The sequence below is a fragment of the Streptomyces sp. NPDC007896 genome, assembly GCF_042959425.1.
Classification (GTDB): domain Bacteria; phylum Actinomycetota; class Actinomycetes; order Streptomycetales; family Streptomycetaceae; genus Streptomyces.
On the sequence record NZ_JBIBKX010000015.1, the window covers coordinates 75,954 to 88,605 of the forward strand.

Annotated in this window: 12 protein-coding genes; 6 read left to right on the forward strand and 6 right to left on the reverse strand. The window is 72.5% G+C overall.

Annotated features, from left to right (window positions below; genetic code table 11):
• Window positions 1-12 precede the first annotated feature (12 nt).
• Window positions 13-1,296, forward strand: coding sequence for an iron uptake transporter deferrochelatase/peroxidase subunit (efeB, locus tag ACFZDJ_RS38575; RefSeq protein ID WP_390931428.1), 1,284 nt, complete (start codon window positions 13-15; stop codon window positions 1,294-1,296).
• On the opposite strand, the gene ACFZDJ_RS38580 is transcribed toward efeB, so the two are convergent.
• Complete coding sequence (locus ACFZDJ_RS38580) at window positions 1,227-1,934, reverse strand: hypothetical protein (protein ID WP_390931430.1); 708 nt, start codon at window positions 1,932-1,934, stop codon at window positions 1,227-1,229. The two genes, efeB and ACFZDJ_RS38580, sit on opposite strands and share 70 nt — an antisense overlap.
• A gap of 154 nt (window positions 1,935-2,088) precedes the next feature.
• Window positions 2,089-2,655 carry a methyltransferase domain-containing protein gene (locus ACFZDJ_RS38585; protein ID WP_391066108.1) on the reverse strand — a complete coding sequence of 189 codons (567 nt, stop codon included), beginning with the start codon at window positions 2,653-2,655 and terminating at the stop codon, window positions 2,089-2,091.
• Between the two features lie 132 nt (window positions 2,656-2,787).
• Here ACFZDJ_RS38585 and ACFZDJ_RS38590 point away from each other — a divergent pair, with 132 nt between their 5' ends.
• The 4 genes from ACFZDJ_RS38590 to ACFZDJ_RS38605 all read left to right on the forward strand — a co-directional run bounded on the left by ACFZDJ_RS38590 (window position 2,788) and on the right by ACFZDJ_RS38605 (window position 7,160).
• Complete coding sequence (locus ACFZDJ_RS38590) at window positions 2,788-4,113, forward strand: histidine kinase (protein ID WP_391066110.1); 1,326 nt, start codon at window positions 2,788-2,790, stop codon at window positions 4,111-4,113.
• Complete coding sequence (locus ACFZDJ_RS38595; protein WP_384919553.1) at window positions 4,110-4,814, forward strand: response regulator; 705 nt, start codon at window positions 4,110-4,112, stop codon at window positions 4,812-4,814. The genes ACFZDJ_RS38590 and ACFZDJ_RS38595 overlap by 4 nt, the downstream gene beginning before the upstream one ends.
• A 177-nt stretch (window positions 4,815-4,991) precedes the next feature.
• On the forward strand, window positions 4,992-5,996 hold the full coding sequence (locus tag ACFZDJ_RS38600) for an alpha/beta hydrolase fold domain-containing protein (protein WP_391066114.1): 1,005 nt from the start codon (window positions 4,992-4,994) through the stop codon (window positions 5,994-5,996).
• Window positions 5,997-6,104: 108 nt separating this feature from the next.
• Window positions 6,105-7,160, forward strand: coding sequence for a helix-turn-helix domain-containing protein (locus ACFZDJ_RS38605; protein ID WP_390931440.1), 1,056 nt, complete (start codon window positions 6,105-6,107; stop codon window positions 7,158-7,160).
• 21 nt (window positions 7,161-7,181) lie between these two features.
• Here the strand turns inward: ACFZDJ_RS38605 and ACFZDJ_RS38610 are convergent, their stop codons facing one another.
• Window positions 7,182-8,267, reverse strand: a complete 1,086-nt coding sequence (locus ACFZDJ_RS38610; RefSeq protein WP_391066117.1) for a tRNA-dihydrouridine synthase — start codon at window positions 8,265-8,267, stop codon at window positions 7,182-7,184.
• A 149-nt stretch (window positions 8,268-8,416) separates the two neighbouring features.
• On the opposite strand from ACFZDJ_RS38610, the gene ACFZDJ_RS38615 reads away from it, so the two are divergent.
• Window positions 8,417-8,785 (forward strand): helix-turn-helix domain-containing protein, encoded by a 369-nt coding sequence (locus ACFZDJ_RS38615; protein WP_391066120.1) that lies wholly within the window; start codon window positions 8,417-8,419, stop codon window positions 8,783-8,785.
• A 94-nt stretch (window positions 8,786-8,879) separates the two neighbouring features.
• On the opposite strand, the gene ACFZDJ_RS38620 is transcribed toward ACFZDJ_RS38615, so the two are convergent.
• The 3 genes from ACFZDJ_RS38620 to ACFZDJ_RS38630 form a co-directional block, all read right to left on the reverse strand.
• Window positions 8,880-10,238 (reverse strand): solute carrier family 23 protein, encoded by a 1,359-nt coding sequence (locus ACFZDJ_RS38620; protein WP_391066123.1) that lies wholly within the window; start codon window positions 10,236-10,238, stop codon window positions 8,880-8,882.
• 162 nt (window positions 10,239-10,400) lie between these two features.
• A complete protein-coding gene (locus tag ACFZDJ_RS38625; RefSeq protein ID WP_391066126.1) occupies window positions 10,401-11,759 on the reverse strand; it encodes an FAD-dependent oxidoreductase in 1,359 nt (452 codons plus the stop codon).
• Between the two features lie 197 nt (window positions 11,760-11,956).
• Window positions 11,957-12,622, reverse strand: a complete 666-nt coding sequence (locus ACFZDJ_RS38630; protein ID WP_391066465.1) for a DUF305 domain-containing protein — start codon at window positions 12,620-12,622, stop codon at window positions 11,957-11,959.
• Window positions 12,623-12,652: the final 30 nt, after the last annotated feature.

The window sequence follows — 12,652 nt, forward strand, 5'->3', positions numbered from 1 at the left end:
GGACCTCCCCCGATGACGACCCCGAGCCAGGACGACCAGGCCGCGCCGGGCGGCTGCCCCTTCGGCCGCCGTACGTTCACCAAGACCGCCCTCGGCGTCGGCGCGGCCGGAGCCGCCCTGGCGGGCGCCGGACTCGTCGGGGCCCAGGTGGCCGCGGGCAGTACTCCCGCCGCGGCGGCGGACTCGGGCAGCGGCAAGGTGGCCTTCCACGGCGCCCACCAGGCCGGCATCACCACCCCCGCGCCCACGGCCGCCGTCTTCGTCTCCTTCGACGTCGTCGCCGAGGACCGGACCGAACTGGCCGCCCTGCTGCGCACGATCACCGAACGGGCCCGCTTCCTGACCACCGGTGGCACCCCGGTCGACCTCGGCGTGGGGGCACCGCCCTCCGACAGCGGTCTGCTGGGACCGGACCTGCCGGCGGACGACCTCACCGTCACCGTGGGCGTCGGCGCCTCGCTCTTCGACGACCGCTACGGCCTCGCCGACCGCATGCCGCGCCACCTCAAGCCGATGCGCACCTTTCCCAACGACAACCTCGACGCCGCCGAGTGCCACGGCGACCTGTCGTTGCAGCTGTGCGCCGCCCACTCCGACACGGTGCTGCACGCCCTGCGCGACATCACCCGGCACACGCGCGGCGCGATGCAGATCAAGTGGCGCATCGACGGCTTCCAGAACCCGTCCCGTCCGACCGGCGCGCAGCGCAACTTCCTCGGGTTCAAGGACGGCATCGCCAATCCCGACACGACCTCGTCCCGCGAGATGGACAAGCTGGTCTGGGTCACCGCGGCCGACGGCGAACCGTCCTGGGCGGTCGGCGGCAGCTACCAGGTCATCCGGATCATCCGCATGCTGGTCGAGTTCTGGGACCGGGTCTCGCTCACCGAGCAGGAGAAGATGATCGGCCGCCGCCGTGACACCGGCGCACCGCTGGACGGCGCCCAGGAGACCGACCTCCCGCGCTACGCCAAGGACCCCAAGGGCGAGGCGATCCCGCTGGACGCACACATCCGGCTGGCCAACCCCCGTACGGCGAAGAGCGACACCACCCGGATCCTGCGCCGCGGCTACAACTACGACCGGGGCGTCGACAAGGCGGGCAACCTCGACATGGGCCTGGCCTTCTGCTCCTACCAGCAGGACGTGGTCCGTCAGTTCGAGGCGACCCAGACGCGTCTGATCGACGAGCCGCTCGTCGACTACATCAGCCCCACCGGGGGCGGCTACTTCTTCGCGCTGCCCGGGGTGAAGGACAGGTCCGACTGGCTGGGCCGCTCCCTCGTCGAGGGCTGAAGCGCAGGGTGATGAGGGGGTTGGGCCGGGGCCGGCAGCGGGGCCGGACCCGCGGCGGTCCCGTCCAGCGTGCCGAGCAGAAACGGCATCACTCCCCGCTCCAGCAGGGCCAGTTGCCACTCCTCATGGGCCCGCCTCACCTCGGGATCGCGGTCCTCCGGGGTGGGGCGGTCGCGCGTCGCCAGCGACCAGAGAAGGTCGCCCAGCGCCGCGCCCGCCGTCACCGCGGCCAGGATCACCACCACCATGATCAGCCCGTCGTTCAGATGCGGGCGTACGTCGAGGGCGTGCAGGTCGAAGCCGCTCAGGACGTACACACCCGCGGCGACGACACCAAGACTCGGCACGAGCAGCGCCGAGACGGACACGGAGCCATCTCCCACCCGTACGGAGACCTTTGAGGGGCCGTCATGCCGTCGGGACGCCCGCAGCCGGAGGTACCGGTCGTACTCGACCGTGGCGGTCCGGGAGAGCGAGGGGCACGCCTGAAGGGCTTCGGCGCGCAGACGCTCGCGCGTGTCCGCCACGCCGACGCGTTCCACGGCTGCCATGATCTCGGGGGAGTGGAGAGCCCGGTCCAGGATCCGCTCGAAGGTGCCGTCACTCGGCGCCGCCGGACCGTCGTCACGTTCCTTCATTTGGGGGTCCCCCGAGATGTAAGAGGCTCACGATGAGGCAAACCCTACAGTATGTAGGGTTTCCGATCGTCAACCGCTTCGGTGTCGGGTCTCCATCGCGTCGCGGGATCTTCACAGGCGCCTCGGCACGGAATACGTCGTCCTGCGCCGAGCGTCACGGCCTCCTGGTGGCCCGGTGCACGAAGGCGGGCGGGAGGTTCGGCCACACCACCGGCGAGCGCTCCAACCGGTCGAAGCGGCAGGCCAGTTCGGCGGTGAAGTGACGGGCGGGCGGAGTCCAGGCCGCGTGCAGATACGCGAAGGTGGTGAACCGGCCGCCGGGCGCCAGGACTTCGCTCACGGCGTCCAGGATGTGCCCGCGCCGCTCCCGCGACATGACCGTCCACGGCAGCCCGGAGACCACCGCGTCGACCGGTCCGCTCACCGCGGCGGCCAGCTCGGCGGCCGAACCCCGCACCACGGTCAGCCGTTCGTCGCGCCGTGCGGCCGACAGCCGGGCCGCGAGCACCGGATTGAGCTCGACCGCGACGAGCCGCGCGTCGGGCGCGAGCCGGGCGAGGATCGCTTCGGTGAACACCCCGGTCCCCGGACCCAGTTCGGCAACGAGCCGGGCCCGCTCCAGACCGACGCCCTCGGTCATCGCGTGAGCCAGCTGACGTGAACTGGCCGTCACGGCACCGGTCATGAGGGGCCGCCTGAGGAACTCGCTGGTGATCGACATGGCGGCCATGCTGGAAGTGCGCCGGGTGGCCGCACGTCGTATTGCCGGCCGGTGCGCGTACGACCGCGGGAGGACCCCGTGACGCCCCGCAGGACGATGCGGGGAAGCGGGCCCCGGCCATAGCGTGAGGCGGTGCATCGGCTGATCGAGACCCTGGCCCGTCGGCGGCGCGGCAGCCCGTGGCTGACGGACGTCCTGCTGGTCGTGCTGGTGGCCGTGCCCCCGGTCATCCGCCCGGAGCCGGGCTGGCGGCCGGTCTGGGTACAGGCGGGCGTGTACGTCGCCCTGGTGCTGCCCCTGCTGTGGCGCCGCCGGCGGCCGGTGCTCGTCGCGGCCCTGGTGACGGCGGCGTTCTGGGCGCAGTACCTCGGACAGGTGTGGGGACAGGAACCGGGGCGCGGCGCCGTCGCCCTGGCCGCGGTCCTGGCCACCCTCACCGTGCGCGGGCTGCGCCGCGCCGCCGCGCTGACGGTGGTCTGTGCGGCCGTCTGCGTACTGCTGTGGATTCCCGCGTGGCAGCGGGAGTACGTGGGTCCGGGTGCCCGCGGAGCCTGGCTCACCCCGCTCGCCGTGGGGCTGCTGCTGGCCGGGGCCTGGGTGTTCGGCGAGTACGTCCGTGCCCGGCGCGCCTACCTCGCCGAGTTCGAGCGGCGGGCCGCACTCGTCGAGTCGGAGCGCCTCGCCCTGGCCCGGGTCGCCGTCGCCGAGGAACGGGCGCGCATCGCCCGCGAGATCCACGACGTCCTCGCGCACAGCGTGAGCGTGATGGTGGTGAACGCCGAGGGCGGCAGGCTGATGCGGCATGTCGACCCCGCCGTCGTCGACCGCACCCTCGGCGTCATCAGCGCGACCGGCCGCGAGGCCCTGGGCGAACTGCGCCGGCTGCTGGAGGTGCTGCGTACGCCCGACGCGGACGCCTCGGCCGACCCCGACCCCGACTCCGACTCCGGCCCCGGCTCCGGCCCCGACGCGGCTCCCGAGTCCCTCTCGTCCGATCTGCGCCGGCTGATCGGCCGCCTCAACACGAGCGGCCCGCGCGCCCGGCTGGACCTGCGCGGTGAGCGGGGCGGCCTCCCGGTGGACCTCACCGCGCAGACGTACCGCATCGTGCAGGAAGCGCTCACCAACATCGTCAAGCACGCGCCGCCGGACGCCTCGATCCACGTACGGGTCGACACGGGCACTCCAGGGCCCGGGCGGCTGGTCCGCGTCCGGGTGGAGAACTCAGCCGGAGCCGGAGCCGGAGCCGGAGCCGGAGCCGCAGGAGGAGCCGGAGCCGTGACCGCCGCCGAGCTCCCCGCCCCGCTGCCCTCGTCCGGTCGCGGTCTCATCGGCATGCGCGAGCGCACCGCCCTGTACGGCGGGAGTGTCGACGCCGGGCCCACACCCGACGGCGGCTACCGGGTCGCCGCCACCCTGCGCGTCGCCGAGCCCGAGCCCACCGGGGCGGCCCCATGACCGGTCCGTCCCCAACCCCGCCCCCAACCCCGTCTCCGTCCCGCGTGCTGATCTGTGACGACCAGGAGCTGATCCGGATGGGGCTGCGCATGGTCGTCGACAGCCAGCCGGACCTCACCGTGGTGGGCGAGGCCGCCGACGGCGACGCGGCGATCGCGGGCGTCGCCGCCCTGGAGCCGGACCTCGTCCTGATGGACGTACGCATGCCCGGTCTGGACGGACTCGCCGCCACCGAGCACCTCTGCGCGCAGCCCCACGGGCCCCGGATCCTCGTCGTCACCACCTTCGACCTCGACGAGTACGCCTACGCGGCCCTGCGGGCCGGCGCGAACGGCTTCCTCGTCAAGGACGCCCCGGCCGAGGAGATCCTGGTGACCGTGCGGGCGGTGCTGCGGGGCGAGGTCATGGTGGCGCCCTCGCTCACCAGGCGCCTGGTCGAACGCTTCGTGCTGCACGCGCCCGCGTCCGCTTCCACGCCCGCCCAGCGCAGCCGCCTCGCCGCCCTCACCGAGCGGGAACGGGAAGTCCTCGCCCTGGTCGCCCGGGGGCTGCCCAACGGCGAGATCGCGGGCCGCCTCTTCGTCGGGGAGACGACCGTCAAGACCCACCTCGGCCGCATCCTGACCAAGCTCGGCCTCCGGGACCGTGTCCACGCGGTGATCTTCGCCTACGAGAGCGGGCTGGTACAGGTCGGGGACTGAACGGAGTCGGGAACTGAACGGCTACGGGAATCGAGCGGCGACGGGGATCGGGCGGCGACGCGCATCCCGCCGTTCGGCGGGACTTCTCCGCCGTCCGGCGCTGCCGCGGGACCGCGGGCGCGAGGCACGATGACAGCCAGTGGTCACAGGGACGTGGCCCGGACGCAGGGAGAGCCGATGACCACCAATGCTTCCGCCGAGGCGCAGGGCTCCCGGGTCGGGCCGCCCCCGCCGTTCGACCCGGAGCTCGCCGCCGCCCTCGAAATCATCCGCGAACAGCTGCCGTCCTCGTTCAGCATCGAGATGATCCCGGCGCTGCGCGAGGGCATGGCACTGTCCGAAGGGGCGGACCTCGACCTGACCCGGGACGGCGCCTTCGAGGTGGAGGAGCGCACGGTGCCCGGACCGCAGGGCGCACCGGACATCTCCCTGCTCATCTGTCGGCCGACCCGGGCCGCCGCGGCCGTGCCCGTCGTCTACAACGTGCACGGCGGCGGCATGGTGATCGGGGACAACCGCACCGGCGTCGGGGAGATGCTCGACTGGGCCGAGGAGCTGGGCACGGCCGTGGTGTCGGTGGAGTACCGCCTCGCGCCCGAACACCCGCATCCGGCCCTCGTCGAGGACTGCTACGCCGGACTGAAGTGGACGGCCGAGCATGCCGGGGAACTGGGGTTCGACCCCGAGCGGATCATCATCGCGGGCGCGAGCGCCGGGGGCGGTCTGACCGCGGCGGTCGCCCTGCTCGCCCGGGACCGCGGCGCACCGGCGCTCCTGGGACAGGTGCTGCTGTGCCCGATGCTCGACGACCGCAACGACACCCCCTCCAGCCATCAGATGGCCGGTCTCGGCGTGTGGGACCGCGCGGCGAACCAGATGGGGTGGACGGCCCTGCTCGGTGACGCCCGCGGCGGCCCGGACGTCTCTCCCTACGCCGCCCCGGCCCGCGCCGACGACCTGTCCGGACTGCCCCCGGCCTTCATCGACGTCGGCTCGGCCGAGACCTTCCGGGACGAGGCCGTCGCCTACGCGAGCCGGCTGTGGCAGGCGGGCGGCCGGGCCGAACTCCACGTGTGGCCGGGTGGCTTCCACGGATACGACCTGATGGCGCCGCAGGCGGCCCTGTCCCAGGACACCAAGGCAGCACGTCTGCGCTGGCTGCGTCGGCTCCTGGAGAACTGACCCCGTCCATCAGGCGTTCTTGCCGGTGACGGCTTGGCACCGGGCGCCGGAAGACGGAGCATGAGGGGCGACGCTTTCCGGTGGGTCCGTGCGAGGTGAGTGAGTTCGGTGAAGGAGCTGGCGGGCAGGCTCGCGGCACTCGACCCCGACGCGGGTGCCGCACTCCAGGTGATCTCCTACTTCGACCGGCTGATCGAGGGCCGGGCGGGTCTGGAAGCCCTGGTGCGCGGCGCGGCCGTGCTGTCCGGCTGCCCGGCCCGGCTCGTCGACGAGGAGCGTGGGGTCCGCGTCCGGGTCGAGGCCGACGGGATGCGCCGGGACGACGGCGGCCCCATCGACCCGGCCTGGCCCTCGGCCCCATTGACGCCGGAAGGACCGCCTGCCCTCTGGCTGGAGCGCACGGGAGTCTCCGACGGGGTCCACGCGATGGTCCTCGAGCGCGCCGCGGCCGCCGCCCGGGTGGTGCTCGACCGGACGCGCGGGCGGGCTCCGGCGGAGGCCCGCGAGGCCGACCCCGCCTCGGTCGAGGTGCTCCTGGACGCCTCCGCCACCGAGCATGCCCGGCGTCAGGCGGCCGTCCGGCTCGGCCTGCGGGACGTGGCCGCCGCCCGTGTGGTGGCGACCGCCGAGGGCGGGCCGCTCGTCGAAGCGGTGCCCGCCACCGGCGACAGCACGCCCACCACCGGTGGCCGTCGCGCGGGCATCGGCCCCGCGGTGCCCGTACGGGACCTTCCGGCGTCGTGGGCCGCCGCCCGCACCGCCCTGCGGTTCACCGCTGAGGGCACCGACCAGGACCCCGGCCCCCGGACGGTGTACGCGGACGAGCTGGGCGGTCTCGCACTGCTCGCGGACACGGTCGGCCCGACCACCGAACCCGTCCCCGACGTCCGCGCCCTGGAGCACGCCGTCGCGACGGCCCCCTGGGCGGCGAGCACGCTGAACGCGATCGCCTTCAGCACGAGTCTGCGCGCCGCCGCGGCGGAGCTGAACGTGCACCACTCCACACTCCAGGACCGACTCGCCCAGGCCGAGCACTGGCTCGACTGGCCCGTCCACGACCCGCACGGCCGACTCCGCCTCCAACTGGCGCTGGTCCTGCGACGGTTGCACCGGAACGCGGCACGCCAGCGCGCTCCAGGGACGGTCCACGCGCAGCGGTGGTGAGGAGTGCCACGGAGCGCAGGGTTACACGGAGCGGTGGTACTGGTCGAGGACGTGGACCTGGACCTCCGCGCCCGGTTGACGGGCCGCCAGGCGCGCGAACGAGGGGTTGCGCAGCAGCTCGCGCCCCAGCAGCACGGCGTCGGCCTCGTCGTTGGCGAGGATCTTCGCGGCCTGCTCGGCGTCGGTGATGAGACCGACGGCGGCGACGGGCAGCGAGGTCTCCGCCTTGACCCGGGCGGCGAAGGGGACCTGGTAACCCGGCCCGACCGGGATGCGTACCCCCGAGACGTTGCCGCCGGTGGAGACGTCGAGCAGGTCGATGCCGTGCGCGCGCAGCTCGCCCGCGAAGCGGACGGTGTCGTCGGCGTTCCAGCCGCCCTCTTCCAGCCAGTCGGTGGCGGAGATCCGGAAGAACAGCGGCTTGTCGTCGGGCCAGACCTCCCGCACGGCGTCCACGACCTCAAGGGCGAAGCGGACACGGTTCTCGTACGAGCCGCCGTACTCGTCGGTGCGGCGGTTGGAGTGCGGGGAGAGGAACTCGTTGACGAGGTAGCCGTGGGCACCGTGGATCTCGGCGATCTCGAAACCGGCGTCCAGGGCGCGCCGCGCCGCGTCCGCGAACTGGCCCACGATCTCCCGGATCCCGGCCCCGGTCAGCTCGGTCGGCACCGGGTGCCGCTTGTCGAAGGCCAGCGCGCTCGGGGCGAGCGGCTGCCAGCCGTACGCGTCCTCGCCGACCGGCGCGCCGCCCTTCCAGGGACGGTCGGTGGAGGCCTTGCGGCCGCTGTGCGCGAGCTGGATCGCGGGCACGGTGCCCTGGCTCCTGAGGAAGCGGGTGATCCTGCGGAAGGCCTCGACCTGGGTGTCGTTCCAGATGCCCAGGTCGTAGGGGCTGATCCGGCCCTCGGGGGAGACGGCGGTGGCCTCGACGACGATCAGCCCCGTGCCGCCGGTGGCGCGGGCGGCGTAGTGGGCGAAGTGCCAGTCGTTCGGCGCGCCGGTCGAGGGTCCCTCCGGCGCGGCCGAGTACTGGCACATCGGGGGCATCCACACCCGGTTCGGGACGGTCACCTCGCGCAGGGTGAAGGGCTCGAAGAGCGTGCTCACGGCGGACTCCGTTCGTCGAGGGGCCGAACTGCACCTCGTACGATAAGCGCCGTAGTACGGGATGTGTCAAACTACGAGAGGTGTCGAACAATCCTCGTACACTGAGGTTCCTGGACGACAATGAGGTTCCTGGACGAAGTGGAGCCACCGTGACGACCGCCGACCCCGCCGGCAGCAGCCGTGACCTGCCGCACCCCCTGTGTGAGGAGATCCGCCTGGAGTCGGTGCTGCACGCGCTCTCCGACCCCATGCGGCTGCGGATCGTGCGAGAGCTCGCCGCCGTCGGCGACGAGCTCTCCTGTTCGCATTTCGACCTGCCGGTCACCAAATCCACCACCACGCACCACTTCCGGGTGCTCCGCGAGAGCGGGATGATCCGGCAGGTCTACCGGGGAACGGCCAAGATGAGCGCCTTGCGCACAGCCGACCTGAACGCCCTGTTCCCCGGACTTCTCGACAGCGTCCTCGCCGCGATCGAGCGGCAGGGCGAGCGGCTGGGCGAACGGCTGACCCGCTGAGCGAAGGGCTGACCCGCTGAGCGAAGGGCTGACCGGCTGAGCGACCGGCTGACCGGCTGAGCGACCGGCTGACCGGCTGAGCGCCCGGCGGGGCTCAGGCCGAGGCGGCCTCCCGTTCGGCGGCGACCCCGGCCGAACCCGCCTTCCCCGGCAGGTGGTTGAAAAGCAGGTTCAGGACGATCGCCGTCAGGCACCCGGCGCTGATCCCGCTGTTCATCACCGTCTGGAACCAGTCGGGGAACTTCGCGTAGACCGTCGGCACGCCGACCGGCAGCATGCCCACGGCGAGCGAGACGGCCACCACCGTCAGGTTGTTGTTGCCCTTGAAGTCCACCTCGGCCAGCGTCCGCAGCCCGCTCGCGGCGACCGTCCCGAACATCACCAGACCCGCGCCGCCGAGCACCGGCGCCGGTACCGCCGCGACCACCGCGCCCAGCTTGGGCAGCAGACCGAACAGGACGAGGATGCCGCCCGCGGTCGCCACCACCCATCGGCTGCGCACCCGGGTCATGCCGACCAGACCCACGTTCTGCGCGAACGCTGTGTAGGGGAAGGTGTTGAACACACCGCCGAGCACCGTGGAGAGACCGTCGGCGCGCAGACCGTCGGCCAGCGTGCGCGGCTCGACCTTCCGGTCGGTCATCTCGCCGACCGCGATGAGGTCACCGGTCGTCTCCGTCATCGTCACCAGCGCCACGACCAGCATCGACACGATCGCGGAGGCGTGGAACGTCGGCGTGCCGAAGTGGAACGGCGTGCTGATCCCGACCCAGTCGGCGTCCCCGACCCCGCCGAAGTCCGTGAACCCGAAGGGCACCGCCACGGCGAGGCCCACCGCGATGCCGACCAATACCGCGATCCGGCTCAGGAAGGCCGGCGCGAACCGCTGCACACCCAGCACCACGGCCAGGACGAAGCCCGCCAGCGCCAGGTTCTTCGGTTCCCCGAAGTCCTTCGCTCCTACGCCGCCGGCCGCCCAGTTGCCCGCCACCGGCAGCAGTGAGACCCCGATGATCAGGATGACGGTGCCCGTGACCAGCGGCGGAAAGAAGCGCAGCAGCTTGCCGAAGACCGGCGCCAGCAACACGATCGCGAGCCCCGCGACGATCACCGATCCGTAGATCGCGGGCAGTCCGCCGCCCGTCGTTCCGATCAGGACCATCGGTGAGACCGCCGCGAAGGTGCAGCCCTGCATGATCGGCAGTCGTACACCGAACCGCCAGAAGCCCACGCACTGGATGAGGGTCGCGATACCGCACACCAGCAGGTCCGCGGTGATCAGATACGCGAGATCGGCGGGCGAGAGCTTCATCGCCCCGCCCACGATCAGCGGCACGGCCACCGCGCCCGCGTACATCGCGAGCACGTGCTGGAGTCCGAAGGCGGCCAGGTGGCGTACGGGTGGGACCTCGTCGACGGGATGCACGGGATGCGCGGGTGCGGTGGTCGCCATGGACACTCCAGGAGCGGCGGGTGGGGACGGGGACGGCCGGACGGCGCGAGGAACGTCCGAACAGCACGAGACCGTAAGGGGCTTGAACAGTTTGTTGATTTCCGGCCCGTTGCCGCTATGTGTCATGCCCACCGAGTCGCGCCCGACCCCGCCGGAGAGGCTCTAGTACGAAGTCGCCGTCCGCGCCGCCGCCAGCAGTGACGTCCAGTCGGGCAGCTTGACCACACTCCGTCCGAGCGAGGCCCCGAGCTCCGCCTCCGCCCGCTCGATCGCCTCCCAACCGGCCCACGGAACCGGTGCCGCCCCGGCCGCCCGCAGCGCCGCGAGGGGATCCTCGGCCAGATCCCGCCGTACGAGTTCGGGGGCGTCCTCGACGAGCGAGGTCACCGTCTCCTTGGCGCACGGCCGGTTGGTGCCGATGACACCGGTCGGCCCCCGCTTGATCCAGCCCGCCACATACTCGCCCGGCGCGACCGCGCCGTCCCGCAGCACCCGGCCCGCGCGGTGCGGCACCGTGCCGTGGTCCGTGTCGAAGGGCAGCCCTTCGAGCGGGACGCCCCGATAGCCGACCGAGCGCAGCACCAACTGCGCCTCGATGTCCTCGTACCGTCCCGTGCCCGTCACCCCGCCGTGCCCGTCGGGCGCCGTACGCTCGAAGCGCACCGCACCCACCCGGGTGCCGTCGCCCTCGTCGGGAAGCAGTTCGACCGGGCGCAGGAAGAAGCGCAGCCGGATCCGGCGGGCCCGGTCCTGCGGCGCCGCGGCGGCCCACCCCCGCAGCACCTCCACATTGCGGCGCTGCGTGGCGGGCAGGTCCGAAGGGTCGGCGTACTGCGGATCGAGCGCCAACTCCTCGGGGTCCACCACGACTTCGGTGTCCGGCAGCGAGCCGAGCTCGCGCAGCTCCTTGGTGGTGAACCGGGCCTGCGAGGGACCGCGCCGCCCGATCATGCTGATCTCGGTCACCTTGCTCGCGGCCAGCGCGTTCAGCGCCGCCTGCGGCACGTCCGTGGGGCTCAGCTCGGAGGCGCCGCGGGCCAGCATCCGGGTCACGTCGACGGCGACGTTCCCGACGCCGACGACCACCGCCGAGCGCGCGCCGAGCACGAAGCCGTCGGTGACGGAATCGGGGTGCGCGCTGTACCAGGACACGAACTCGGTCGCCGACCAGCTGCCCGACAGCTCCTCGCCCGGCACCCCGAGGTGACGGTCGGTGGCGGCGCCCACGCAGTAGACCACCGCGTGGTACAGCTCCCGCAGCCGGGTCACGGGCACCCCGCCCGGGCCGACCTGGACGCCGCCCAGGAACCGCACCCGCTCGTCCTCCAGGACCGTCCGCAGATTGTTCTGCAGGGACTTGATCTTCTCGTGGTCCGGTGCCACGCCGTAGCGCACCAGGCCGTACGGGCACGGCAGCCGGTCCAGGACGTCCACCCGGACCTCTGACAGCTCGCTCTGGACGAGGCTCTGGGCGGTGTAGACCCCGCTGGGCCCCGAGCCGACGACGGCGACATACAACACGGCGGAACTCCCAATCCGAAACCCGAACAGCCCGAGGAGATCGCTGATGGCTCCAGCATCGCACCACCGACGCTCCGCTGACAGGGGGCGGCGCGCGGCACAGGTGTGCGTGTTCATCCGTACGGGAAGTCATGGCATGAGCACGTGCCGTGAGCACTCAAGCGGTCGCCGACCGTGTCACCGAGTGTTGTCGAGCGTCACCGCATCTCGCGCATCCTGCTGATCTCGCTCGTCTGCTGGGCGATCACGTCGTCGGCCATCTCCTCGATCTGGATGTTGTTGCCCTGGGCCTTCACCTCCGTGGCCATGGAGATCGCCCCGTCGTGATGTGTGATCATCAGCTTGAGGAAGAGCGCGTCGAAGGCCCTGCCCCGCGCCGCGCGCAACTGCTTCAGCTGTGCCTCGGTCGCCATGCCGGGCATCTCCTCGTGCCGGTGTTCTGTGGGCCGCTTGTCGCCCTCGTGGGTCGTGAGCCAGCCCTTCATCGTGGTGATCTCCGGCCCCTGGGCGGCCGCGATCCGCGCGGCGAGCCGCTTCACCTGGCCCGACACGGCCTGCTTCGGGGCGAGTCCGGCCATCTCCAGGGCCTGGGTGTGATGTGCGATCATCATCCGCGCGTAGGCGAAGTCCGCCGCGTTGGGGGAGTCGTCCTCGCTGCGCTGTTTCGCGGCGTCCGCGGCGGAGAGCGTCTCGGCCGCCTCGCCCGGCTTGCCGGGGGCGATCACCGAAGGCCCGCTCGTCCCGGCGGACTTGGGTGTGGAGGCCGAGCCGGAGTCGCAGCCCCCGAGCGCGAGCACGGCGACCGTCAGCGACGTCGCGCCCAGGAGCGCACGGGACGCGCGGGACGTACGACGGAGCAACACATCGACCTCCAGGGGCACATGAATCGCCGG

Coding starts and splice junctions, on each gene's coding strand:
- ACFZDJ_RS38600 (WP_391066114.1), top strand. CDS start 4,992: ATGACCACCAATGCTTCCGCCGAGGCGCAGGGCTCCCGGGTCGGGCCG.
- ACFZDJ_RS38620 (WP_391066123.1), bottom strand. CDS start 10,238: ATGGCGACCACCGCACCCGCGCATCCCGTGCATCCCGTCGACGAGGTC.
- ACFZDJ_RS38595 (WP_384919553.1), top strand. CDS start 4,110: ATGACCGGTCCGTCCCCAACCCCGCCCCCAACCCCGTCTCCGTCCCGC.
- ACFZDJ_RS38585 (WP_391066108.1), bottom strand. CDS start 2,655: ATGTCGATCACCAGCGAGTTCCTCAGGCGGCCCCTCATGACCGGTGCC.
- efeB (WP_390931428.1), top strand. CDS start 13: ATGACGACCCCGAGCCAGGACGACCAGGCCGCGCCGGGCGGCTGCCCC.
- ACFZDJ_RS38580 (WP_390931430.1), bottom strand. CDS start 1,934: ATGAAGGAACGTGACGACGGTCCGGCGGCGCCGAGTGACGGCACCTTC.